Origin of the sequence: Dysgonomonas sp. 520, assembly GCF_010501095.1 — a bacterium.
Taxonomy (GTDB): Bacteria; Bacteroidota; Bacteroidia; order Bacteroidales; family Dysgonomonadaceae; genus QVMP01.
This window is the reverse complement of the sequence record NZ_QVMP01000012.1, coordinates 65,670-91,114: the sequence shown is the minus strand read 5'-3', so window position 1 is coordinate 91,114 and position 25,445 is coordinate 65,670. Positions and strand designations below refer to the sequence as shown.

The window sequence follows — 25,445 nt, the reverse complement described above, 5'->3', positions numbered from 1 at the left end:
GAGTGCTCGGAAACCTACCGCAGTAATGCGATAAGGCGCTGGGTGCTTAGCCTACTCAAAACTGTCCGCAAGTTCTTTGGAGAAGCTATCGTGGTAACGCAGGAAGTAGACGATATTATTTCGTCTCCGATTGTCAAGGAAGCGATTATCAATAATTCGGATTGTAAAATACTCTTAGACCAACGCAAGTATATGAACAAGTTTGATTCGATACAAGCCATGTTGGGATTGACCGAAAAAGAGAAATCGCAGATCCTTTCCATTAATATGTCCAACAATCCGAATCGGATATACAAAGAAGTCTGGATTGGCTTAGGAGGTATGCAATCTGCGGTTTATGCTACAGAAGTTTCATTGGAGGAATATTATACATATACCACCGAAGAAACTGAAAAACTCGAACTTTTCCGTTTAGCCGAAACGTTGGACGGAGATATCGAACTCGCTATAAAACAACTGGCAGCGAGTAAGCGAAAACGCTAAATAATCATTTTTTATTCATTAAAACAATATTCAATATGAGAACAAAAATCTTCATGTTGTGCGTGAGCCTTGTGCTTTTCACAACGAATATGAGTGCCCAATGGACGGTTTGGGACCCAAGTAATTTTACTCAAAGTATTGTCAATACAAGCAAACAGGTTGTAGAGACATCAAGTACTGCCAAAAATATGATAAACAACTTCAAAGAAGTTCAAAAAGTCTACAATCAGAGTAAAGAGTATTATGATGCTTTGAAAGCAGTTAACAATCTGGTAAAAGATGCTAAGAAGGTACAGAGAACCATCTTGATGGTCGGAGAGATATCGGATATTTATGTCCACTCCTTTCAGAAAATGATGTCCGACCCCAATTATTCCATAGAAGAACTCAATGCTATTGCCAACGGCTATGCCAAACTATTGGAACAAAGTAACGATGTGCTGAACGAATTGAAAGGAGTAGTTAATATCAGTACGTTGTCTCTCACTGATAAAGAAAGAATTGATGTCGTGAATAGTTCCTACGATGCCATGCTTAACTATCGCAATCTGGTACAGTACTATACCAATAAGAATATCGGTATATCCTATCTCAGAGCTAAGAAAAAAGGAGAAACGGCACGAGTGACAGCTTTGTATGGCAATCCGAATGAAAGATATTGGTAATCAATAAAACAGTCATCACTATGGATTTCAATCAATTTCACGAAACATTAAGGACACTCTATGACCAGATGATACCCCTGTGTGGCAATATGATTGGTGTTGCCAAAGGAATTGCGGGGTTAGGAGCTTTGTTCTATGTGGCTTATCGGGTTTGGCAATCCCTATCGAGAGCCGAGCCGATAGATGTCTATCCTTTACTCCGTCCGTTTGCTATCGGCTTGTGTATTATGTTCTTTCCGACTGTCGTTCTTGGAACAATTAACAGCATTATGAGTCCTGTTGTACAGGGAACACATGGGATGTTAGAGTCCGAAACATTCGATATGCAGAAATACGCAGAGCAAAAAGATAAGTTGGAGTATGAAGCTATGAGACGCAATCCTGAAACAGCCTATTTGGTGGACAACGCTGTTTTTGATGCTCAGATGGATGAGTTGGGTATAACCGATGCAGGGCAAATTGCAGGAATGTATATCGAAAGAGGTTTGTACAATGCAAAGAAAGCTATTCGGGAAGCATTCAGAGATATATTGGAACTTGTCTTTCAGGCAGCGGCATTAGTTATTGATGTGATCCGTACTTTCTTTTTGATTGTTCTTTCCATTCTCGGTCCATTGGCTTTTGCGATATCGGTCTGGGATGGTTTTCAATCTACGCTCACTCAATGGCTAACGAGGTACATTTCGGTGTATCTGTGGTTACCTGTTTCGGACTTGTTCAGTAGCATACTTGCCCGATTACAATCGTTGATGTTACAGGCTGACATCGAACGGATGCAGACTGACCCCAACTTCTCATTAGACAACTCCGATGCCATTTTCATCGTATTTATGATTATCGGCATCATCGGATATTTTACAATACCGACTGTTTCGGGATGGATTATTCAAGCAGGAGGTATGGGCAATATGGGTAAGAATATCAACAATACAGCGACTAAAGCAGGTGCTATGGTTGGTGGTGTAGGAGGTGCTGCTGCGGGAAATGTAGCAGGAAAATTGATGGGGCGATAACGCTTTTCTAACTAATAAATATAAAAATGGAATTCAAATCATTAAAAAATATCGAATCGAGCTTTAAGCAACTTCGCATATTCAGCATTGTGTTTCTCTGTTTGTGTGCTATTATCGCAGGCTACTCCGTTTGGAGTGCCTACGATTTTGCAGAAACACAACGTCAGAAAATCTATGTACTGGATAATGGCAAATCACTGATGCTTGCACTCTCTCAGGATTTATCCCAAAATCGTCCTGTGGAAGCCCGTGAACACGTCAGACGATTTCACGAATTGTTCTTTACCCTTTCGCCTGATAAATTGGCTATCGAAAGTAATATCCAAAGGGCATTATTACTGTCGGATAAATCTGCTTTCAATTATTACAAGGACCTATCAGAGAAAGGATATTATAACCGAATTATTTCAGGAAATATAAATCAGACTGCACAAGTAGATAGCATTTCCTGCAATCTGGATGTGTATCCGTATCAGATTATAACTTATGCACGGCAAATGATAATCCGGGAAAGTAATATTACCGAACGTAGCCTGATTACCACTTGTAAACTCTTGAACTCCGTCCGCTCCGATAATAATCCGCATGGATTTACTATCGAAGGTTTCGAGATACGGGAGAATAAGGATTTGAGAGTATTGGATCGATAAAGCCTGAACCAATGAGAGAACGAATTAAAGAACTCGGCTACTGGATTGAAGATAAACTGAAAGATCTCTGCGGAGAAATTACACCTGACAAACGGTTGACGGTAATTGTCATTATGCTTCTACTATTTACGATACTAAACCTCTATTTCACATTTACCGCAATCAGTAATTGGGGACGAGAACAAGAGCGTAAGGACCAGCTGAAGATAGAGCATATCAAACAATTAGAACTCAATAAGTCAAAACCGAGGGAGCTAAATTTTGACTTTCAGGATTCAATATCAAATGATTACGAACGATAAAATATTTGGATTATATGGCTGAAAAATTAAAAATAAGCGAAGAGTTAAAACAAAAGCTTAAAAAATATGCAATTTTCGTATTGATGGCAATTGTTTGTGCAGGATGTATTTGGCTAATCTTCTCCCCATCCGAGAAAGATAAGGCCAAAGAGCAGATAGGCATGGGTTTTAATGCTGATATACCTGAACCGAAGAAGGACGGTATTGTTGGCGACAAAATGAGTGCCTATGAACAAGAACAGATAGAGCAACGGCAGAAAGACCGAATGCAATCTCTACAAGGTTATGCCGATATGTTGGAAAACTCCAAAAGCCAAAGAGTTAGTATAGACTTGGGCGATGAACCACAAAAACGTAAAGTAGCTTCTGACGAGAAAGCTTCGATCAACAATTCAGTTTCTGCTTACAGGGATATCAATAAAACATTGGGAAACTTCTATGAAAAGCCCAAAGATGATCCCGAAAAAGAAGAGATGAAAAAGAAACTGGAGGAATTGGAATCTAAAATAAATGAAAAGGAGAATAAGCAAAGTGCTGTGGACGAACAGTTGGTATTAATGGAAAAATCCTACGAAATGGCTGCAAAGTATATGCCACAAGGGCAAAACCAGCCTTCCGAAAATGAAAGCCTGAGCAAAAGAATTGCGAAAGGATCTTCCAATAATGGGAAAACAATAATTACTCCGATTAAACAGGTTCGGGAACAAACAGTATCCGCTCTGCACCAACAATTCAGTAATGACGAGCTTTTTGTTCAGTACGATCAGGTTCGCAATTTTGGATTCAACACAATGGATGAGAAAGAGAGTATTACCGAAAAGAATACCATCTCGGCTATTGTTGATAATGACCAGACTATAGTTGACGGTCAAAGCGTTCGACTCCGACTGACCGAACCTTTAATGGCGGGCAGTACGATTATTCCGGAGAATACCATTATCACAGGTATGGCAAAGATTCAGGGGGAACGATTGGGTATTCTGATAGCCAGTATTGAGCATGACAAAACTATCCTTCCTGTGGAAATGACTGTTTTCGATTCGGATGGTCAGAAAGGAATCTATATTCCCGGCTCTTTAGAAATGGATGCCCTAAAAGAAATTGCCGCTAACATGGGACAGAGTGTAGGCACAAGTTTTAGTATTACCCAAAGTGCAGGACAGCAAATAGCTTCCGACTTGACTAAAGGTTTGATGCAAGGTACTTCTCAATATCTGACCAAGAAAATCAGACAAGTGAAAGTGAAGCTGAAATCGGGCTATAAACTAATGTTGATGCCTAAAGAGAATCAGTAAATGTGTAATTGATTAATATTCAAACTTAAAATACAAAATAAATGAAAATATATATAGCAATTTTTATGAGTATGATCGGAATACTTTCGATGAATGCTCAAAGTGAAAACGAGACTTCAAAGGTTCTTCAAGATGAGTTGCAGCAAGTCCTCAAGCCATCATCGGGAGATTACTATGAGGGGTTGAGTAAAAAAATAACCTTTGATAGAATGATTCCGCCTTACGGATTGGAAGTAACCTTTGACAAAACAGTACACCTTATTTTCCCATCCTCGATTAAATATGTGGACTTAGGTTCTAATAACATCGTTGCAGGCAAAGCAGGAACTTCTGAAAATGTGATCCGAATAAAAGCTGCGATTCGCAATTTTGAGACTGAGACTAATATGGCTGTCATTACTGAAGAAGGCAGTTATTATACTTTCAATATTAAGTATGCGGATGAACCAGAGAAACTGAATATCGAAATGAAAGATTTTATGCACGATGGTATAGCTACCAATCGTCCGAACAATGCACAGGAAATCTACCTGAAAGAATTGGGAAGTGAATCTCCTCGTTTAGTGCATCTTATCAATCGCTCTATCCATCAAAATAATGAGCAGTTCATCAAGCATATCGGTTCTAAACGATTTGGTATTCAATATCTACTCAAAGGAATCTATACCCACAATGGGCTTCTGTATTTACATACACAAATCAAAAATTCATCAAATATCCCTTTAGATATAGATTTTATCCGCATGAAGGTGGTAGACAAGAAAGTAACTAAGCGTACAACTATACAGGAAACAGTTATCTATCCTTTACGTGCCTATAATTTTATATCTACTGTTGGAGGAAGTAATACAGAACGAACCATATTTACCATTGATAAAATTACAATACCTGATGATAAGCAATTGGTCATAGAACTCTATGAGAAAAATGGTGGTCGCAACCAAACCTTTATTGTGACCAATGCCGATTTGCTGAGAGCTAAAGTAATTAATGAACTCAAAATCAAATAAGATGAGAAAGTTTATATCATTGCTAATGCTGTGCTTTACCCTGATAGGGCAAGCACAGGCTCAACGGTACTTACTGGGACAAAAGGGTTTACAGTTTACAGTCGGAGCTGTCGATGGCCTCAACTTAACAAATGGGGATAAACAGGCTTTTAGTTTTGGACTGGCTCTTTCAACTTATACTCAAAACCGTAATCGCTGGTTATTTGGAGCAGAATATCTGCAAAAAAAGCATAAGTATAAGGATATTCTTATTCCTGTATCTCAGATAACGGCTGAAGGCGGTTACTACCTGAACTTCTTATCGGATGCGAGTAAAACGGTTTTCTTTTCTGTCGGGGCTTCGGCAATGACCGGATATGAAACCGTGAACTGGGGTAAGGAATTGTTGTTTGACGGGGCAACCATTACCAGCAAACATAACTTCTTGTATGGTGGTGCTGTAACTTTTGAAATAGAAACTTACCTCTCGAATAGATTTGTACTTCTGCTGAATGTAAGGGAACGTATATTATTCGGTTCATCCATCAATAAGTTCCATACACAGATTGGGACAGGGATTAAGTTTATTATCAACTAAAAAAACAATATAGAAATGAGAAAACGTGCATCCTATATAATCTTTACGCTATTGCTGGCCGCAATAGCGTGTGCCTGTAGCGATAATCTTGATATTAAGCAAAGCTATGAATTTCAAGTTACTCACTTGCCTGTTCCGAAGAAACTGAAAGTGGGAGAGACTGCTGAAATTCGTTGTCAATTAGAACGTTCAGGAGAGTATGAAAATACAAAATACTATCTCCGATATTTTCAACCTGACGGCAAAGGTGAATTGAAATTGGATGATGGGACGGTGTTCTTGCCGAATGATACCTACGAACTCAAGAAAGAGATTTTTCGACTGTATTATACTTCTCAATCAGAAGATCAGCAAGTGATAGATATATATTTCTCGGATAATTTTGGGAACGAGTTTAAATTGTCATTTACTTTTTCCAATGATAACGCCGATAATCCATCTAAGGAATGAATTGGTTTATTGCATGGTTGGTATTTGAAGTGATAATGCTGGCTTGCCTCGCTTACAGCATTTATACTGCTCCGAGTGATGTGGAGTTGTGGGGAGAGGAGATAGAATAATTAAATAAGAAAGTCGGATAATTTTTTATTGTTCGACTTTCTTTTATCTTATCTTTGATAAATAACTAGTACTTAAACTATGACACCATCTGAAAAATATGTATCGGAACTTTGTAAAAAGTCTTTCCTTCCTTTTTGGAGTTACCCAAGTCCGCTAGGAAAGAATGGCAAAGAATTATGTGATGTATTAATCATTTGTGGAAATGACATCATAATTATTTCTATAAAAGACATACAAGTATCGGATCATTCAGATCATTCAGTGCAATATAATCGTTGGCATAGTAAAGCAATAGATGCATCTGTAAAACAGATATACGGAGCTGAAAGATTTTTAGAGAATATAAATGAGATTACACTCAATGATAGAGTAACTAAAATAAGATTACCTGAAAAAAAAGATCGAGCAATTTATCGAATTGCAGTTGCCTTCGGAAGTAAAAAAGATTTTCCACTGGATACTGGGGATTTTGGCAACGGATATGTTCACGTATTTGACGAAGATTCAACTTTTACTGTTATAAATGAACTAGATACATTTCCTGATTTTATAAACTATTTAAAAGCTAAAGAAGAATTTACCAAAGGGAAAATAGTAAGTGTTCCTAAAGAGATTGATTTTTTAGCTTTATATATCAGAACTTCTTTGGAATTCGACTATACTCCTGACACAATAATAATAGATGAGGGTTTATGGGATGAATATCTAAAATCCAATGAATATGCTGAATGGCAAAAAGATATACAGCCAAGTTATATCTGGGATGAAATAATAACAACTCTATATGATTTACATATTAAAGGGAAGAAAGATAAAGATAAACATTCTGAATTAGAAGCCGCAACTAGAGCTATAAATCTAGAACCGAGAATAAATAGAAGAGAACTAGGTATTGTTTTAGAAGATATGTTTAAGAGAAATATAAGGTCTAGAATGTTAAAAGAACAACCTTATACCAATCATACATATGTATTTCTTCGTGCTGATGAGAAAAATTGGGAATCGAAAGAGAATGAATTGCAACTAAGATGCATGATTGCTAAAAAAGAGAATCCAAATGTTTCTAAAATAATTGGTTTGACTTTTGGGACTGATAAGGATGGAAACGATATGTTTGATTTAGCTTATTTCGACTTGCCAGAACTAAATGAGGAAATGAAGCGTAGAATCGAAATCGTTCAAAAAGAATTTGGATATTTTACAAATTCGCAAATCAGTCGTAGTAAAGATATGAGATAAATAAAGTTGTCGAAAACTAGATATCTATCTATAAATACAGTATATACACATTGTCAATATAAGACAATGTGTTTTTATTTTTGGATAAGTTGTCCATAGAAAGGACAACTTCACACAAAAAATGGCGACAAACCTCATGTTTTTGTCCTTTTTTTCGGAGATTTTGTGGAGATTATTAGGCTGATAGGGTATTTATATTTCTTTTATAATTAGATAATTGCCTGTAAATATCTTTATAACAGCAAACTACATAATAAATTATTTACATGAAAATAAGTATTCTTTTTTGTCCTTTGACGATTGAAAATCATTTCTGACTTTCGCAGGGCGAGGCAGGGCTTTCGATTTCATTTTTTAATTGAATAGCTATGTCTAAGAACAAACAAAAGAGAAATCGTAAGTACAGGAATCGCAGTTCTCATAAAAAACACACTAAAGATTGGGCGGATTTAATATCCACTCTAATTAAATCTGCTTTGAAAGAATTGATTAAAGATGGAATAAAAGAAATAATAAAACTATTGCTGTTATTTATCCTATATATATTATTACAAATATTTATTTAATATCCTGTATTTTAGGTATAAATAGAAAACGGACTGAAAATTTCAATCCGTTCCTTTTATTGATATCCTCATTTTACTTTTTCACTTTCAAATACGTACCAACTATCCCGATAATTATCCCCAACCAAATTAAATGCTCCGCTTAATCCGCTATCTCGGGCAAATAGTTTGGCTTTCGGAATACTATCAAATTCGCCTAATAATTTGAATCCTAAATATAATCTGTACATATCTATCCATTTCAAAATAATTCCAACTGTATCACCTTTCTCCCTGTAACCGTATCAAATAAATCCTTAGCTTGTTTCAATACACGAGCAGTATATTTATCTTGATCTACCTTTCTGAGTTTATCCATTAGTTCCTGCAAAGCAGATATTAAGCAACTCTTTCTGTCATCAAAGATTTTACCCCATATGCCTAAGCCATAACCACCTCCACTAGTGTTACAAGAATAACTTACTCCATAAGACCATTTTCCATTGACACCTCTACCAATAGTGATATGATTGCTGACTGCCCATCCGTCCCGATGCGGAAACTCAAAATGTTCAATATCTAAAAACTGAGGCCTTTCCAACCATCCATATTCATTGAATTGAATATCCGCAAAGCCAAATAAAAGATGTTGATCGTATTCTCGTCTGTTCATCAAGAGTTGTCGGGCAGAATTACCAAAACTTTCATATTCAGCTATTATTTCGCTATCATTTCGCCATAAAGCCTTTAGATATTTAGCTGCATACGAACGCTCTCTTTTCATAAGGTGTAAATCCTGTATCTGAGCCAACTTTTCGTATTTATTGAGATTCTTATAATTGTTTTCCATGATTCTGGGGTTTTAGAAGATAAATAATAGGACAAGAGAAACTATTGCTGTCAGAAATAGGATAGAGAAGAGATGAAAGATAATTTTTACAGATAAACGAATGATACTAAATACACTACGAACAAGTATGTAGATTCCGATTACAGAGATAACCGAGATACCTACTTTGTAGGCGAACCATGTACCAACCATCAGTAAAGCTATTCTCAAACCAATTTTTATGTTAATTCCAGAGGTGAGGGAGCTTTCTTGTTTCTTTATTTCGTTTCTTATTTTCATGACCTTTTTTTTTGCGGCATCCTTTCGGAGTTAGGAGTTTCTTGTTTCGTAGGGCAACATAGGGTATTGTGCTTTTAGGATAGGCATATTTTTTCGAAATAAATACGCTCGCCCGATAGGGAAGGAGGAAGATTTGTTTTGAAAACCGCAGGCCCCGAATATGAATATCTAAAACACGATTATACCTTTGCTCTTCGAACAAGACTCCACAACTCTAAAGAATACCTTAGATTTGGGGAATGAGTGTAGATAAACGAAATGTGTATATTAAAATGGTTAGACAATTATATGCTATCACAGCATATTTACTGGAATATAGAATTTAAAGTATTTGAAAAAATATCTCTACATAAGCGAAATAAAAATCAAAGTATATTTTTATTTTCTGAATGTTAATGAATCCCTGTCTAACGACTCAAATAGATCATCATCCAGTTCAAGAAAAGGGTCATACCAGTCTGCTTTCTTTCTGGCCCAAGAAATCCACTTCTGAACGGCTTCGGTCATCATGTTCCTCTCAAGGATATTTCTCTCATACTCATTTATATAATCTCGAATGATTTTAGTTTTTTGAAAGCGATCAGCTAAGGTAAAGAGTTCTTTAAAATGTAGTAATTCCAATTCTTGGCTTTTCTTAAAGTCACGTTTAATACGTTCCTCTTCTTCCTGTATTTTATGCCGATAATCACGTTCTAATCTTAACTCATATTCTTCTTTCCCTTTAACTTCCATATAGGCAATGATATTTATCATTCTATCTTCAATTAGCAGATCATCTTTATCGATCCATTCTTTTTGATCAAAATTGAAATGCCCACAGCGGAAGCAAAGTTTTCCATTGAATACAAGCGTATTATCTGTACGGCCCCATTTGTTAGTTTCCTGTTTCCAATTAGATTTTTCAAGAATGCTAAAATTCAGATAATCTTCTTCGTTGTTATACAAAAATTTAGTTTTTTCATATTTAACTTCAATACCATGTCCTCTAATTCGGAGATTTTTAATCAAGGTATCTAAGAATAATAAAGATCGATTAATATTCGAGTCTGAAGTTTTTATTCTTAAGGTATCATTAGTATACATACTCCCTCTTCTCTGATAGTCTAAAATCAGTTTGTCTGGATTGTTAAATTTCTTCGGAATCTTAAATGTCAACCTTTTATCGTTTTGAACATTTTTCTCTTGTAATTTTAATTTTCCCTGAAAAGATATTTCAGGAATATTAATAGTATCTAAAGCATTAAAATCTATAAAAGGTAAATCTCCCTCATACTTTTCAATGAAGGAAATTCTTGTTACAGGTTTGTTGAGTTTTATATTAGTCCAGTAACCTTTGAGTGGTAATGGAATACACATTTTATCACAAAGTTTTTTTAGATTGGGATAACTGATATTAAACTTTTGAGACAAACCATATAGAGGTTCTGTCCAGATTAATTCATATAATTCTTTACGTGTGTATTTTGTCTTTAATTCATCCATAATATCAGATTATAAGTTTAATACAAATATAAAAAAAGCCTCTTACATCAAATTGTAAAATGCTCATTATAAAAGATAAATTCTGATAACTATTCTTCCTCATTTTGCACAAACCCGACTCTCTTTCGTGGTTTATCCTCCAATTCTTTGATACTGGCTAATTCCGTCAAAGCCTGATATACCTCATTGAATTGCATATTGGTTTCAATCATAAAACTTTCTAATTTACTGTTCAACTCTGCATATCCCAAAGCATATTTTCTTAGCGTAACAAAAGCCCTGATTATTGAAATATTTACCTGAATAGCCAAAGGACTGTTCAAAACACTGGATAATTGTGCTATACCTTGCTCTGTGAAAACAAAAGGCATATATCGTATTCCTCCCCAATTTGAGGTGCCAAAATTGCACCTCAACATTTCCCATTCATCAGTTGTCAACTCAAACATAAAATCGGAAGGAAATCTGTCGATATTACGTTTAACTGCTCTTTTCAGGTTTTTCGTTTCAACCTGATACAATTCAGCTAAATCAAAATCAAGCATGACACGTTCTCCTCTTATCTCAAATATTTTATTCTGTATTACTTGTAATTCCATTTCAATTCAAAGTTTTAAGTGAATGTTCTCTTGTGTAAGTATTGGATATGACAATAACCTCATGGCTTTTCTGCTCCTTACTATATTCCCGAAAAGCGTTCAATACCCATTCCCGAAAAGCTTTTGTATAAAGCGATTGAATACGAAAACTCAAAAAGATAATTATTTCAAGATTGTAATAAGTACGAATATATTCTTCTTTCTCATTTCGGGTATATCTATACTCCTTTGTAACATCACTTTCTCTCAATAAACCATCTTTGAATATGGCTTTTAGATGTTTACTGATTGTCGGGGAATATACCCCGAACAAATCAGCTATCTCGTTTACTGTCATCCAAACCGTACCATCAATTATTCTCACTTCAATAATGGGTTTATCAGTTTCTATATCTGTGAATTTTATATATCCTGTTTCCATAAAGCCTATTTATTAATGTATTTCCGTCTTTTATAGTTTTTCGCCAAGCTATCCATATCTGTACTAAGCTTCTGATCGACTATTTTAGCGTAGATTTGAGTAGTCCGAATGTCTGTATGCCCGAGCATTTTTGATACCGTTTCAATAGGTACTCCATTGGCGAGCGTAACGGTTGTTCCGAAAGTATGACGTGCTATATGACAGGTTATTAGCTTATCTATTCCGCAGATTATAGAGATTTCTTTGAGGTACTCATTCATCTTCTGATTAGAGCAAACAGGAAATAATTTGCCATTCTTTTGTTGTCCTCTATACTTCTCTATAATTGCTAATGGGATTTCGAGCAAACGGATATTAGATGGTACACTTGTCTTTTGGCGTTTAGTCATTACCCATTGATGTCCGTCAAAAGCAGTTTTGATATTATCTTCTGTTAGCTGTGCTACATCAATGTAACTAAGTCCGGTATAACACATAAAAATAAAGATGTCTTTAACTTGTCCTAATCTTTCGGTTAAGAACTCTTTTTTGTATATGATATCGAGTTCTTCTTGAGTAAGTATTTCCCGAACGACTTTGGTTGTGCGGAATTTAAAACTACCGAAAGGATTAATCTTTATATCTGCTCCTGTATCTTTGATATAATAGAAAACTGCTCTGAATCGTTGGATAAACTTCAAAGCAGTATTATTACTGCAATTATGGGTATTTCGAAGAAACAGAAAAAACTTCTCTACAAACACAGGTGTTAGTTCAAATACAGGAATATCCGAAAGATTATATTCTGCCTTTAAGAACTCTTGCAGACGAAGTTTGGTTAACTTATAACGATTAGCAGTTATTTGAGAAGTATCTTTGCCGATCTTCAAAACATAGAACTCATTATATTCGTCAAAGTGTTCCAACAGCATCTTTCTTCTATCAGAATCGACTCCGAGTATAATGTTCTTAATCTTTTCGGGCAGAACATAGCCGTACTCGCTCAGTTGCTTATGATATAATTCATTTGCTTTTGCACTGATAGCTTCCAACAAACGATTGGTCTTCATGGAGTCAGCACCCTTGCCAACCGCCTTTCCATTCTTAGTATCCCAAAGTTCAGGTTTGATTTGTAACTTGGAACTGAACTGCACTTGTTCTCCATTTACAGTAATTCTTACCATAATCGAAGAATTACCGGATTTGTTCACTTCATTCTTTCGGAGATAAAACAATACACGAAAGGTTGACTTCATAACATTCATAATAGATCATTTTTTAGTGTTCAAAACTAGAATTAATTGTTAGAAGTCAGGAAGACAAAGAACTGCCAATATTCGACAAATGAGATACTTATAATCTAAATCGTTACGGTTTTTGTCTTTCGTGAAATCCGTAACGATTCCGTAACGAATGACTGTCCGATATCGGCATTTTAATGACTGATTATGTCTAAAAGGGAGAATAAAAAAACTCCCTAAGAATCTATCTTAGAGAGTTTTGTCTTGTTTTGTCAGAAATAAGTCTTTGGTTTTCCGACCTTTAAGTGATCCAGAAGGGATTCGAACCCCTGACCCACAGCTTAGAAGGCTGTTGCTCTATCCAGCTGAGCTACTGGACCTCACCTTTGATTGCTTAAAAAGCGATGCAAAGATAATATATTTCCATCTAAATCCAAATTTAATTAAAAAAAGATTCGAAAAACAACTATATATTGTAATCTTCATTTTACAATAGTAGTTTATATTATTCCTTAGAGCTTTCACTTGCTAAAATAGTCGGAATAAATTCATCCTCTAATCAAATTTATCAAACTTAATTTCTTATATTTGTGTCGCTTTTTTCAAAAAGTTTTCAAGAATAGCATTTAATCTATACAAAATATATAATATTTTTAATTTCAATAAGTTATGATAACAATTGACAAATTTAACTTTGCTGGTAAAAAGGCTTTTGTAAGGGTTGACTTCAATGTTCCTCTAGATGCAAACTTTAATATTACAGATGACACACGTATACGTGCCGCTCTTCCTACCTTGAAAAAAATCTTAGCTGATGGAGGTAGCCTGATCATTGGATCACATCTCGGAAGACCAAAAGGCGTTGAAGATAAATACTCGTTGAAACACATCCTTGGTCATGTATCAAAACTTCTTGGAGTTGATGTTCAATTTGCCTCCGACTGTGCAAGTGACGAAGCTGCCATGAAGGCCGCAGCACTTCAACCCGGAGAAGCTCTTTTGCTAGAAAATCTTCGCTTCTATGCAGAAGAAGAAGGCAAACCTCGTGGCTTGGCAGATAACGCAACGGATGAAGAGAAAGCCGCTGCAAAGAAAGATATCAAGGCTAAACAAATCGAATTCACAAAGCAACTGGCTTCGTATGCAGATGTATATGTAAATGACGCTTTTGGTACAGCTCACCGTGCACACGCATCAACAGCTCTTATTGCCGATTATTTTGATGCAGAGCATAAAATGTTCGGCTACCTTATGCAAAAAGAAATTGACGCCGTTGACAAAATTATGCAAGATACAGCTCGTCCATTTACTGCTATCATTGGTGGATCGAAAGTATCTTCCAAAATCATAATCATCAAAAACCTTCTTACTAAGGTTGACAACCTGATCATTGGAGGCGGTATGGCATTCACTTTCGAAAAAGCAAATGGTGGAAAAATAGGAAGCTCGCTTTGCGAAGATGATATGCTAAACGAAGCAAAAGAAATTATGGCAATCGCAAAAGAAAAAAACGTAAAACTTGTTATTGCCAGCGACGCACGCATTGCAGATTCATTCAGCAACGACGCCAATGTTCAGATAGTGAAAGCAAATGAAATTCCTGATGGATGGTCAGGACTTGACATAGGTACAGAAGGAGAAAAAGAATTTGCGGAAGTAATCAAAGCTTCTAAAACAATCTTGTGGAATGGCCCGGTAGGTGTATTTGAGTTTGACAATTTCGCTCACGGATCTAAAGCTGTTGCCGATGCAATAGTTGATGCTACAAAACACGGCGCATTCTCTCTTATCGGTGGTGGCGACTCAGTTGCTTGTATAAACAAATTTGGTTATGCAAACGACGTATCATACGTTTCAACCGGAGGTGGAGCTTTACTTGAATTTATAGAAGGAAAAGTTTTACCGGGCATCAAAGCCATAAGAGGTTATTAATCTTTACAACCAAAAGATACAAAGAGGTTGTTCTTCGGAGCAACCTCTTTTCATTAAACCGGTTCTGCAAAACAGGGGTACGATATAAGATTAATATTATTTATCACCCTGATTATTATGAGGTTTAAACTTTCACCTATTTTACTTGTCAAATTAGCACTAACGATAGAATTACAAATTTAGATTGAATCAGATTATGGCAAATTGCGAAAAGTGCGAAGAATTACTTTCAATATTAAAAGAAATAAAGCGATTTATGGATAGTGATGACTATCTGGCTGAATTCGACGATCTTTATGATAAAATAGCAAATGCAATCGAACAGAATTAGCCGTTTGCATATTGGATAGCATTACAATGTTATCAACCAATCTAAGTACAAAAAACAGAAGCGTGCAATCTACTGATTTACACGCTTTTATTTTCCTCTGTGACTCTGGCGGGAATCGAACCCACATCAAAGGAACCGGAATCCTTCATTTTATCCATTAAACTACAGAGCCATTCTGATTTTTGGTTCACAAAAATACAAAATATTTTGATCTGGAAAGAGTTTATCCGAAATTAAGTAACAGAAAGTTCTTTCCGGCTTATAATTGGCATTAAAACACACATAAAACAGCCTGTAACCTTATCCGAAAAGCTGCCGGAAAGCCTCCTCAACTTTCCTCACTTGCACAATCTCAATCTTCACTTTTGAAGTAAACCCTTTCAAGTTGTTATGCGGAATGAGAATCTTTGAAAAACCAAGTTTCTCGGCTTCCAATATCCTTTGTTCTATACGATTTACGGGACGAATTTCGCCCGACAAACCAACTTCTCCCGCCATACACACATGACGCTCGATAGCAATATCCAAACTTGACGACAAAACAGCACTTATCACAGCCAAATCTATGGCAGGATCATTTACCTTAAGTCCTCCGGCAATATTCAAGAAAACATCTTTCTGAATCAATTTAAAGCCTGCCCGCTTTTCCAACACAGCCAAAAGCATATTCATTCGCCTGATATCGAACCCCGTAGCCGAACGCTGAGGCGTTCCGTAGGCAGCAGTGCTCACCAATGCCTGCGTCTCGATAAGAAAAGGGCGTACCCCTTCTATTGCCGCAGAAATAGACACTCCGCTCAATCCTTCATGATTTTGGGTAAGTAAAAGTTCCGAAGGATTGCTAACTTCCCTCAATCCACTTTGGCGCATTTCGTATATACCCAATTCGGCCGTACTTCCAAAACGATTTTTGATACTTCTCAGTATCCGGTACATGTAATGCTGATCTCCTTCAAACTGCAACACCGTGTCTACAATATGTTCCAAAACTTTAGGACCTGCAATGCTTCCCTCTTTATTTATATGACCTATGAGAATAGTCGGTGTACCCGATTCTTTTGCAAACTTCAAAATGGCTGCGGAACACTCCCGAACTTGCGATACGCTACCCGGAGAAGATTCTACCATATCCGAATATATTGTTTGTATTGAATCTATAATAACGATATCGGGGTTGACATTCTTGATATGTACAAAGATTTGCTCAAGATTGGTTTCACAAACGATGAAACAGTTCTGATTTTGCTGGCTGATTCTATCGGCTCTCAATTTCAATTGCTTTGCACTCTCCTCCCCCGATATGTAAAGAATATTGACATCCGGAAGTTTCAGAATAGTTTGCAAAACCAGCGTCGATTTTCCAATGCCGGGTTCGCCGCCTATCAGAACCAACGAACCGGGAACAAGTCCACCTCCCAAAACACGGTTAAACTCTTCATCCCGAAGATTTATCCTAAGCTCTTCGCTTGTTTCAACATCCTTCAATTGCAGTGGCTTCCGCTTTGAAGAATCCGAAGCCAGTCCTCCTGTTCGGGAAGGCTTGGAAGCACTCGTCTTCAACACCAACTCCTCTACGTAAGTATTCCACTCGCCACAGACAGGGCATTTTCCGAGCCACTTCGGCGAATCGTTGCCACAACTACTACAAACAAAAACCGATTTTGCTTTCGCCATTGTCTTATTTTATAATTTTTTCCTTATACACAGCCACGCCTGTCTCCACCAATACCTGATAAACTCCCTGTTGCCACGATTCTGTCGACATGGATAGAGTAGAAGCGCCGTCTCCCGACTGTTGAGTTACCAATCTGCCCGAAATATCGTATACCCAGACCTTACTGATTATATTTTTCGCATTAATATGCAGTTCTGTATTCACCGGATTGGGAAATATAACAACATTACTACTCTCTGCTTTCTCTGATGCAATACCACTGTCCTTATTCACTTCCAGACCCTCCAATACCAATATGCCTGTATCATCGGGGTCAAGATAAGTCTTCATCCGACGGTTCGACCCGGAATATTTATTCCAATGATAAGACATTTTACCATAAACATCCTCACCAAAAAGATTGCCACATTCTGAATTTCCTCCCGTCAGCGTGCCCACAACCAGTCCGTCTTGATTGAACAATGGTGAACCGGAAGACCCTCCGGCCGTAACGCTACGCCCATTAGCTGTTTTCGACCACAACACAGACCAATGTGCAAAAGATGCCGTGTATATCGTATCACTCATCCACACGCCACCGAAACCCGTCTGACCAACAGTTTCCTTATATGTCGACACGGTTTTCTGGTAGCCGCCGGGATGATGTATGCCGACACCGCTTGACGGAGCTATTTCCCTCGCATCCCATCCGTTATAATATACATTCCAATCAGAAGGAATTTCATTTTTCAACTTGAGCAACACACCATCCGAACCCTTATGCAACGGTATATCAACCAACAGTTCGGCTCCGACGAGAGTTCTCGTATTCGAACTTATTATATTTTCTATCGACGTACATCCATTTTTCTCTTTATAAAAATCGAACATCATGGTAGCAAAATTGGCAGTATCTTTTTCTACCCATATACAATGATCTGCCGTCATTATATAAGGGGTTTTATCTTTTCGTGCATTATTCACCAATACGCCCGAACAAACATAAGATGAACTTCCTATACGAATCTGCAAACCAACCACGCCTTTTTTCTGTTTCTGCCAATTGTCTCCCTCTTCGCAATTTATGTTCACCATACATGAAAGATCTTCCTTTGCCAGTTCGGCTTTCATATTGTACACATAACCCACCGACGATATTTTTATGCGGGGTGCTTCCTCCGATTGAGCCGAAGCCACATATTCGAGCGTAACTTCGTCCTGAAACAGTACGGGACTGCTGTATTCTCCTCCCGATGGATTCGTTTTTTCCGTGTATGCTCCCTCAACCTGCAACCTATCGGATGTGTAGATATATAGTTTTGCCCCTTGAGGTATGTACATTTCATCGAACGACAAAATCAAACCGTTAGCATCCGGCGATTGAATTGTTTGTTGCCAGATTTGCTGACCATTAGACAATACCATCCACTCTCCCGTTCTATTTATATCAACATCTGCTGCAACATCCTCCGCTATCCGCAAAGGCATGCCCATCTTATTGGTCACAACATCTTCTTTCTTCAGGTCTTCTACTTTGAAGTGTTTTTCCAAAACCTGCACTTTCCTCATTAGCTTTGTTTTACCGACCGGCATATTGTTGAAGCTCGGAGGAACTCCCACCTCTATCCTTTGTGCCGACAGGTTGACACTAACAAACAACAGAGACACCAAAATGCCCGCAATTTGTAATATTTTCTTCGTACCCATCATATATTCAATGTTTTATATTGAGAAGTTCCGACAACAGAGACACATATTTCTCTATATCGTCTCTGCTAACCAACTCTTCAGCCTCAAGTGTATATTTGGCCTTAGAATAAAACGGTTCTCTTTTTCTCAAATTTTCTTTAATAAAATTGTATAGTTCTTCGTCTGTTTTGTTTTGTAAAAGGGGCCTCTTGTCTCGGCATGTCAGCAATCTGCTGTGTAACAGGTCTGTGCTGGCTTTCAGATACACAGTTTTTCCTTTCCGGTTCATTATATCAATATTGTCATAGAAACATGGTGCTCCCCCCCCTGTCGAGATAACAACATTTTCGAAGTCGCTAACCTCTTTCAACAGTTTGTTTTCTATCTTCCGGAATCCGTCTTCTCCATATTCTTCGAACAATTGAGTTACGGTTTTTTGGTATCTGGCTTGTATATATAAATCTAAATCAACAAATTCAAGGTTTAGTGCTTTTGCCAAACCTTTTCCCAAGGTTGTTTTACCAACCCCCATATATCCAATTAAAAAAATACGCTCCATAAGTGTTAACACAAATGTAATGAAAAACAAACAATTAAAATAAAGACTTAGTTAATCTTAACTATGCAAATGTATTCTATTTCCTTGTTTTTCCAATGCCCAACATCAAGCATATTCTTCTAAACACCTTGAATGTACATAAAAAAAACCTGTTCGATTTCACAAAATCAATGATATAACTATCCTTGTTCAGGTCGAATAATTTTTCATAATCGGGCAAATAGTTAGAAGGCATCAATTCCCTGATCACTTCGGCACGTTCCTTTTTAAGTATTGCACCATATTCTCCGCTTGTGCTGATACCAAACATCTCAAAATCAACCACAGGGATATTTCGAAACGAGGTTTTCTCATTGCCTAATATTGCCTTGAAAAAAAACTTCCAATCGGCTGTAATCTTCAACGTTTCATCATATTTACCATATTTATCAAACATATCTCGCCTGATGAATGTAGCCTGATGAAGCATTGTATTTTCATACATCCCAAACACGGTTAAGTCTTCCTCTCCCATATTTGTCCATATCTCGGTGCGGTTGCCATAGTTACAAATCTGGGTCCCACGGATAAACGGAACACTTTGCTCTTCCGCAAAAAAACGTTCCAAAACATCATCGGATGCATATGAATCACCCGCATTCAGGAAGTGTACATAATCGCCTGTTGCCTTATCCAATCCCTTATTCATGGCATTGTATATACCCTTATCGGGCTCACTAACCCAATAGGCTATCTTGTCATCATGCCTTTTCAGAAGATCGGCGCTGCCATCCGAAGAGCCTCCGTCAATAACAATATATTCATAGAGCCGATAGGTTTGCCGAAAAACACTTTCCATGGTTTTTTCCAAGCCCTCGCTATTGTTGAAAGATATGGTTATAATGGATATTTTATTCATTTACCTTGACTCTAATATTTTTTTGTAAATATCGACCGTAGATTGTGCGCTTTTCTGCCACGAATATTTTTTCAATTGTTCCGTACCCCGTCGGATATATTCTGTTTTCAGGGTTTCATCATTAAGCAAAGATATTACATTTGTGCGTAGCTGATTGGGCGATTTTGGTTGAAAATACAAAGCCGCGTCTCCCGCAACCTCCTTTGCGCAAGCAGTTTCGGCCAGTACGACAGGACACTTTGCCTGAAAAGCCTCCAAAACAGGTATGCCAAACCCTTCGTAATAAGACGGGTATATAAATGCTTCGGCTCTGTCATACACGGTATAAAGTTCGTTGTCCGAAACCGAAATATACTTAACCTTATCTGTTACCCCCAATTCGTTGAGGAAGTACCGTTCATCGTAATTAAATTCAGAACCAACGCACAGTAAAACTATATCGGGATACTGGTTGAATAGTGGAATGAGGGATGTTACCAGAAAATTAAAGTTCTTGTATCCCATTCTCCTGTCACCAACGTAGAGCAAGTAGCGCTGAGGCAAATCTATTTTTTCAACCTCACCCTCAATCAGCGACGAAGCATGGTGTGTTACCGATATTTTATCGGGATCTACATCAAAAACATTCACCAAATCCGTTTTCGTATTTTCCGACACAGCAATAATGTGGGTTGCCCGTTCCACCAGCTTCCGCTTTCGTTTTATAAACCCTACGCTATAAGTCAACTCCGGGTACAGTTCGAGAACCATATCATGCACGGTCAATACAAAAGGCTTGTTTTCAATTACATCAAGATAATAATCGTCAAAAAAAGTAGGATGGAAAATATCAAAGTTTCCTTCTTTTATTTTTTGTATGCTTTTTTGTTTATTTGCATCGTACCGTTTGTTATATTTTTGCGGAAAATAGCGTTCTATCTTCCCGGTCAGATAACCTTGACCTTTGAAACTATATTGAGGCAGAAACTTGTCTACCATTTGATAAACATACTGAAAAGGAATATCAGAATTTTTCAGATACTCATTAAAAGAATATTCAACCGATACATCAGCCTCTACATCTGTTGGCAAATGCTTGATTATTTCGGTAAAATAGCGGGAAACTCCCCCTACCCTCTGATACTGAAATATTTGATGATCGTATAATATTTTCATATATTATTTTCGGTTAGTCTGACACTCACATTTATTTTACCAGAGATCCGTACAATTCGACATAACGTTTTGTTATATCTTCTATCCGGAAATTGTCCAGAACTTTTTGTCTAGCAGCGTTTCCCAATTCATTTTCATCGTTATTTGATAAGCACCAGACAATTCCATCTTTCAAATCTCCTGTATTGTACGGTTTTGCCAAATAGCCGTTTTGCTTATGGTCTACCATATCCGAATTTCCTCCGATGTTGAATGCAACAACAGCAGTTGCACAGGACATGCTTTCCATTATCGTTGTCGACAGATTTTCTTGTTTAGACGGCAATATCGTAATATCGGCGGCCGAATAGGCTATCCGCATAAAAAACTCATTATCCACATAACCCAGATACGTTGCTTTATATTCTCCGTACAAATTGCCTCCGGATTCTACCCCCAAAATAAGCAGTTCTATTTCGTCCTGCCTATACGCTCCTGCCAGTTTCCTCAAGGCCTCGGTTAACAAAGCTCCGCCTTTTCGTTCGTCTTTGTTTATTGCAATGCCTCCAAACAAAATTACTTTCTTATCGGGATTTATGCCTAATGATTTTTTCGCCGACTTTTTATCAATCGGATAAAAATAGTCCGTATCAATGCCGTTGGGGATAACACTTACAGGAAAATTCTTTAATAAAACACTTTTTCGTGCATGGTCGGCCAACCAATTGCTGGGACAAACAATGTGAAAATTGATGTCCGAATATCTTTCTTTTTTCTGTTCAAAAGTTATATAGCTAAGGTCTTTTTGTATGGTTGCGCCCAATTGCGGACAAAATTGGCAATGAGACAGATACTTGTCACAATCTTCGAAATAAGTACAAATTCCGGTGAATGCAAAACAGTCATGCAATGTCCATACAACAGGCTTATCGAGATTCTTAAACTCTGTGAAATTCACAAAACTATCTCCTACCCAATGCAAATGAAGTATGTCGAAATTATATTTTTTCTCTACCTCCTCCAGGGTATTTTTTAGAAGCGAAACCTCTAGGTCTAAAACAACGGCATCCTTCAGTCCCGCGGCATATTTTTTCCACAACTTGCGCCTGTTCAGTTCCCCTCTCACCAGCTTTAACCTCTCTATGTATTGAAAAAGCCTGGATTTAGGTTTATGGAATTCTTCTATACGAACAGAGGTATTGTTGGCAGACCTTTTACTGTTTACTATAAATTTGTTGTCTACTCCCATTTTATCCAATTGTTCATGGATACGGCATGCAACCTTGGCCGCCCCCCCGAAACTATCTTTTGAACTAAGAGTAACTATTTTCATCTGTTTTTTTTCTTTATCAACCTGCTATACCTGTTTCTTACCAAACTGACAGGTATATAATACAAAAATATAGTTTTAAACGAAACCAGCACACACAATGTTCTCAAAACAACTCCTTTATCAAAAAATCTCCAGCTATTTGCCCATACCCGGGCCCAATATGAAAGAACATTCTTTGGTATTTTAATCTTAACATCAGACTCTATATATTTCAACACGGTTACACCTTCCGTAAAATCTAAGCCTAAACGTTTTGCCCTTGATGTCACTTTTTGAGAATGTTGCCTGAAATAGTTGAAGGCTTCCGAAAATTCCACTACTTTACCTTTCTCCGCTAATCTGACCCAAAAGAACCAATCGCCACAATATTTCATTTCCGAGATGTCGTCAAACCAAGCCGGATCGACACATTCTTTGCGAAACAATGCCATACTTGCATTATCTATCGCATTATAACAGAGCATCCGTTTTTTTATAAACTCTACTCCGTCATATCGTGTATATTGAAAATTGTAACTTTCCGATGGTAAAACATCGTTGTCGGACCATGCCCGTAACGATTGACAAAACGAAACGACAGTATCACCGTCAAAAGCCGAAAGGAGTTTCTCTATCATATAAGGTTCTGCCCAATCGTCGCTTTCGGCAATCCATATATAATCTCCTTTTGCCAACTCCAACCCCTTCTTCCATTGCTTGAAGGTAGAGCCCGAATTCACTTCATTATAAACGATATGGGTTACATGCGGATTGTTTCTGTATTCTTCTATAACATCCCTGCTATTATCCGACGATTTGTCATCCAATATTATTAATTCAAAATCCGTATAAGATTGATTCAAAATAGAATCAATCCGTCTTTTCAGATATTGAGCATGGTTATAGTTAGGCAGAATAACAGATATCATCATACATTCTTCACCAATTGTTTGAACTATTTGCCGTATTTTTATAATACAATTCTTCTTCTGTCATGTTGTTCGAGTCAACATACCATCCTTCGTGCTTTGCCGTAAAATTACCGGCTACCCTAATACCTGAAAAGAACTTCGAAATATGATCGAATCTGTAAAGGGGAGGATAAATAGCAAATGTTGTATCTAAATTGGCTAAATACAAGTCTTTACCAATCGGTTTTTCCCAATACTGTTTTTCCCAATCAAGCACTTTATCTTTCAGAGCATAAGACTCTGGTATATCACTGATATCTAATGCGAATCCAACTTTCACAACTTCATCATTCTCATTCAGAATATTCATTAGTTGACTAACATAATCAACCGGTAGCTTATCATTTGGCAAGATATCAGAATCTGTCACAATATAATAACCTTTTGTGTACCTCAACAATAAGTCATTATTTTTCCATAATACTAAATGTCCCCAATTTTTGTTCAACCTCTCAATAGTAACTTTATCCTTTATGTGTTCATAATATTCTAACAGAGGGGGATATGATGAATCATTATCTATAATAATAATATTTTGATGCTTTCTTTCAATTAAAAAAGTCACCAACTGTTTTAGGCCTTTAAGGCGATTGTAATTTATTATTATAACAGGAATAGAAAGGGGATTCTTTTTCTGTTTTCTCACCAATTTATTCAGGATATAAATTAATGGTTTTATTCTCTTTTTATGAATAAAGATTATCCAGTTCTGAATTGAAAATATTTTTTTGAAAAAAGAAATCATCTATTTACTTTAATATTAGTTTTTGGCTTTAATTAATTAGAGTCTGTTCAGAATTTTCTTAAATGACTTCTTTATAAATATTGAAACAAGTTCAATTTTATACCATATAGTAAACTTTCCTTTTAAAAGTTTCAACAAGTCATATCGGCCCAGATTTGAATACGATTTCAACAAATGTTTTCTTATAAATATATCAAATAACTGCTTATTAAAATCCTGTTGCAAATCATTTAAATATTTAATCTTCCACAGGGTAAAAATTGCCCGGTAAGCTTCTACCGATTCGAAAAGACGGCTTATTACAAAATAGTCTTCGGTAGTCAAGTTATCTTTCCAGTAAAATTTTGCATATTCAATCCTTACTTTACGAGTGGTTTCTCTTTGTTCAAACGCCTTACTAACGCTTATTTGTTCATTATGAATTCTATAATAGACAAGCACATCCTGCAAGTTAGCCATATTAAGATTTTTCATCGAAAATGAAGTCCACAAAGCATAATCTTCGGCAGAAATATATTCATCTTGAAAGAATAGATTATATTGTACGATATTGTTTCTTCTTATCATAACAGAAGGATGAGCAAATGTTGTTCCTTCCAGTAGATATATCTTTATAAGTTCCGTATTCTCAGGATGATGCACCTGTTTATTATTATCACTTCTCACATAACTTGTTCCCAATATTGAAACCTCATTGTTCTTCTCTAAAAAAAGAACCTGCTTTTCCAATCGTTCCGGCAGTGATATATCATCAGCATCCATTCGGGCTATATATTTTCCTGTTGCTACTCTTATAGCAATATTTGCCGAATAAATAAGCCCTCTATTTTTGTCATTCTTCAACAATTTAATACGATTGTCTGTGTATGACTCAATTATTTCAGACGTTTTGTCTGTAGAACCATCGTCAACTATAATAAACTCAAAGTTTTTATAGGTCTGATTAAGAATACTATCTATCGCTTCTTTCAGATATTTTTCTGCATTATATGCAGGCATAACAACAGAAACAAATGGAGATGATTCCAT

Annotated in this window: 28 protein-coding genes and 2 tRNA genes; 12 read left to right on the top strand and 18 right to left on the bottom strand. The window is 36.8% G+C overall.

Annotated features, from left to right (window positions below; translation table 11 throughout):
• The 10 genes from D0T56_RS09150 to D0T56_RS16635 form a co-directional block, all read left to right on the top strand.
• Positions 1–483: TraG family conjugative transposon ATPase (locus D0T56_RS09150; RefSeq protein ID WP_163319840.1), on the top strand; the 483-nt coding region annotated here is incomplete at its 5' end.
• A gap of 35 nt (positions 484–518) precedes the next feature.
• A complete protein-coding gene (locus D0T56_RS09145) occupies positions 519–1,148 on the top strand; it encodes a DUF4141 domain-containing protein (RefSeq protein WP_163319839.1) in 630 nt (209 codons plus the stop codon).
• 20 nt (positions 1,149–1,168) lie between these two features.
• Positions 1,169–2,161, top strand: a complete 993-nt coding sequence (traJ, locus tag D0T56_RS09140) for a conjugative transposon protein TraJ (protein ID WP_163319838.1) — start codon at positions 1,169–1,171, stop codon at positions 2,159–2,161.
• Positions 2,162–2,187: 26 nt separating this feature from the next.
• The gene (gene traK, locus D0T56_RS09135; RefSeq protein ID WP_163319837.1) at positions 2,188–2,811 is read left to right on the top strand and encodes a conjugative transposon protein TraK; all 624 of its coding nucleotides are present in this window, start codon (positions 2,188–2,190) and stop codon (positions 2,809–2,811) included.
• Positions 2,812–2,822: 11 nt separating this feature from the next.
• Positions 2,823–3,113 carry a TraL conjugative transposon family protein gene (locus D0T56_RS09130; RefSeq protein WP_163319836.1) on the top strand — a complete coding sequence of 97 codons (291 nt, stop codon included), beginning with the start codon at positions 2,823–2,825 and terminating at the stop codon, positions 3,111–3,113.
• A 14-nt stretch (positions 3,114–3,127) separates the two neighbouring features.
• On the top strand, positions 3,128–4,408 hold the full coding sequence (gene traM / locus D0T56_RS09125; RefSeq protein ID WP_163319835.1) for a conjugative transposon protein TraM: 1,281 nt from the start codon (positions 3,128–3,130) through the stop codon (positions 4,406–4,408).
• A gap of 41 nt (positions 4,409–4,449) precedes the next feature.
• Positions 4,450–5,418, top strand: a complete 969-nt coding sequence (gene traN / locus D0T56_RS09120) for a conjugative transposon protein TraN (RefSeq protein ID WP_163319834.1) — start codon at positions 4,450–4,452, stop codon at positions 5,416–5,418.
• 1 nt (position 5,419) lies between these two features.
• A complete protein-coding gene (locus D0T56_RS09115) occupies positions 5,420–5,995 on the top strand; it encodes a conjugal transfer protein TraO (protein ID WP_185153868.1) in 576 nt (191 codons plus the stop codon).
• Between the two features lie 15 nt (positions 5,996–6,010).
• On the top strand, positions 6,011–6,445 hold the full coding sequence (locus D0T56_RS09110; RefSeq protein ID WP_163319832.1) for a DUF3872 domain-containing protein: 435 nt from the start codon (positions 6,011–6,013) through the stop codon (positions 6,443–6,445).
• A 189-nt stretch (positions 6,446–6,634) separates the two neighbouring features.
• Positions 6,635–7,795 (top strand): hypothetical protein, encoded by a 1,161-nt coding sequence (locus tag D0T56_RS16635; protein WP_221412346.1) that lies wholly within the window; start codon positions 6,635–6,637, stop codon positions 7,793–7,795.
• Positions 7,796–8,429: 634 nt separating this feature from the next.
• On the opposite strand, the gene D0T56_RS09100 is transcribed toward D0T56_RS16635, so the two are convergent.
• The 8 genes from D0T56_RS09100 to D0T56_RS09065 form a co-directional block, all read right to left on the bottom strand.
• A complete protein-coding gene (locus D0T56_RS09100; RefSeq protein WP_163319764.1) occupies positions 8,430–8,591 on the bottom strand; it encodes a hypothetical protein in 162 nt (53 codons plus the stop codon).
• Positions 8,592–8,602: 11 nt separating this feature from the next.
• The gene (locus D0T56_RS09095) at positions 8,603–9,190 is read right to left on the bottom strand and encodes a hypothetical protein (protein ID WP_163319831.1); all 588 of its coding nucleotides are present in this window, start codon (positions 9,188–9,190) and stop codon (positions 8,603–8,605) included.
• Between the two features lie 12 nt (positions 9,191–9,202).
• Complete coding sequence (locus tag D0T56_RS09090; RefSeq protein WP_163319830.1) at positions 9,203–9,469, bottom strand: hypothetical protein; 267 nt, start codon at positions 9,467–9,469, stop codon at positions 9,203–9,205.
• Positions 9,470–9,847: 378 nt separating this feature from the next.
• On the bottom strand, positions 9,848–10,951 hold the full coding sequence (locus D0T56_RS09085; protein WP_163319829.1) for a hypothetical protein: 1,104 nt from the start codon (positions 10,949–10,951) through the stop codon (positions 9,848–9,850).
• A gap of 89 nt (positions 10,952–11,040) precedes the next feature.
• Positions 11,041–11,550 carry an ORF6N domain-containing protein gene (locus D0T56_RS09080; protein WP_163319828.1) on the bottom strand — a complete coding sequence of 170 codons (510 nt, stop codon included), beginning with the start codon at positions 11,548–11,550 and terminating at the stop codon, positions 11,041–11,043.
• A 1-nt stretch (position 11,551) separates the two neighbouring features.
• Positions 11,552–11,971: an ArsR family transcriptional regulator gene (locus D0T56_RS09075; protein ID WP_163319827.1), complete on the bottom strand. Its 420-nt coding sequence runs from the start codon at positions 11,969–11,971 to the stop codon at positions 11,552–11,554.
• A gap of 5 nt (positions 11,972–11,976) precedes the next feature.
• Complete coding sequence (locus D0T56_RS09070) at positions 11,977–13,206, bottom strand: site-specific integrase (RefSeq protein ID WP_163319844.1); 1,230 nt, start codon at positions 13,204–13,206, stop codon at positions 11,977–11,979.
• A 291-nt stretch (positions 13,207–13,497) separates the two neighbouring features.
• Positions 13,498–13,571, bottom strand: a tRNA-Arg gene (locus D0T56_RS09065).
• A gap of 289 nt (positions 13,572–13,860) precedes the next feature.
• On the opposite strand from D0T56_RS09065, the gene pgk reads away from it, so the two are divergent.
• Both pgk and D0T56_RS16750 read left to right on the top strand, forming a co-directional pair.
• Complete coding sequence (gene pgk / locus D0T56_RS09060) at positions 13,861–15,123, top strand: phosphoglycerate kinase (RefSeq protein WP_163319826.1); 1,263 nt, start codon at positions 13,861–13,863, stop codon at positions 15,121–15,123.
• A 196-nt stretch (positions 15,124–15,319) separates the two neighbouring features.
• The gene (locus D0T56_RS16750; RefSeq protein ID WP_255491132.1) at positions 15,320–15,454 is read left to right on the top strand and encodes a hypothetical protein; all 135 of its coding nucleotides are present in this window, start codon (positions 15,320–15,322) and stop codon (positions 15,452–15,454) included.
• A 100-nt stretch (positions 15,455–15,554) separates the two neighbouring features.
• On the opposite strand, the gene D0T56_RS09055 is transcribed toward D0T56_RS16750, so the two are convergent.
• The 10 genes from D0T56_RS09055 to D0T56_RS09010 all read right to left on the bottom strand — a co-directional run bounded on the left by D0T56_RS09055 (position 15,555) and on the right by D0T56_RS09010 (position 25,445).
• A tRNA-Arg gene (locus D0T56_RS09055) sits at positions 15,555–15,626 on the bottom strand.
• 128 nt (positions 15,627–15,754) lie between these two features.
• Complete coding sequence (gene radA, locus D0T56_RS09050) at positions 15,755–17,128, bottom strand: DNA repair protein RadA (protein ID WP_163319825.1); 1,374 nt, start codon at positions 17,126–17,128, stop codon at positions 15,755–15,757.
• Between the two features lie 4 nt (positions 17,129–17,132).
• A complete protein-coding gene (locus D0T56_RS09045) occupies positions 17,133–18,818 on the bottom strand; it encodes a serine protease (RefSeq protein WP_163319824.1) in 1,686 nt (561 codons plus the stop codon).
• 4 nt (positions 18,819–18,822) lie between these two features.
• Positions 18,823–19,356 carry a shikimate kinase gene (locus tag D0T56_RS09040; RefSeq protein ID WP_163319823.1) on the bottom strand — a complete coding sequence of 178 codons (534 nt, stop codon included), beginning with the start codon at positions 19,354–19,356 and terminating at the stop codon, positions 18,823–18,825.
• 76 nt (positions 19,357–19,432) lie between these two features.
• A complete protein-coding gene (locus D0T56_RS09035) occupies positions 19,433–20,254 on the bottom strand; it encodes a glycosyltransferase family 2 protein (RefSeq protein ID WP_163319822.1) in 822 nt (273 codons plus the stop codon).
• The gene (locus D0T56_RS09030) at positions 20,255–21,409 is read right to left on the bottom strand and encodes a glycosyltransferase family 1 protein (protein ID WP_163319821.1); all 1,155 of its coding nucleotides are present in this window, start codon (positions 21,407–21,409) and stop codon (positions 20,255–20,257) included.
• Positions 21,410–21,440: 31 nt separating this feature from the next.
• Positions 21,441–22,721: a glycosyltransferase gene (locus D0T56_RS09025; protein WP_163319820.1), complete on the bottom strand. Its 1,281-nt coding sequence runs from the start codon at positions 22,719–22,721 to the stop codon at positions 21,441–21,443.
• A complete protein-coding gene (locus tag D0T56_RS09020; protein ID WP_163319819.1) occupies positions 22,718–23,632 on the bottom strand; it encodes a glycosyltransferase family 2 protein in 915 nt (304 codons plus the stop codon). The genes D0T56_RS09025 and D0T56_RS09020 overlap by 4 nt, the downstream gene beginning before the upstream one ends.
• 7 nt (positions 23,633–23,639) lie before the next feature.
• A complete protein-coding gene (locus D0T56_RS09015) occupies positions 23,640–24,416 on the bottom strand; it encodes a glycosyltransferase (RefSeq protein ID WP_255491131.1) in 777 nt (258 codons plus the stop codon).
• A gap of 36 nt (positions 24,417–24,452) precedes the next feature.
• Positions 24,453–25,445: a glycosyltransferase family 2 protein gene (locus tag D0T56_RS09010; protein WP_163319817.1), complete on the bottom strand. Its 993-nt coding sequence runs from the start codon at positions 25,443–25,445 to the stop codon at positions 24,453–24,455.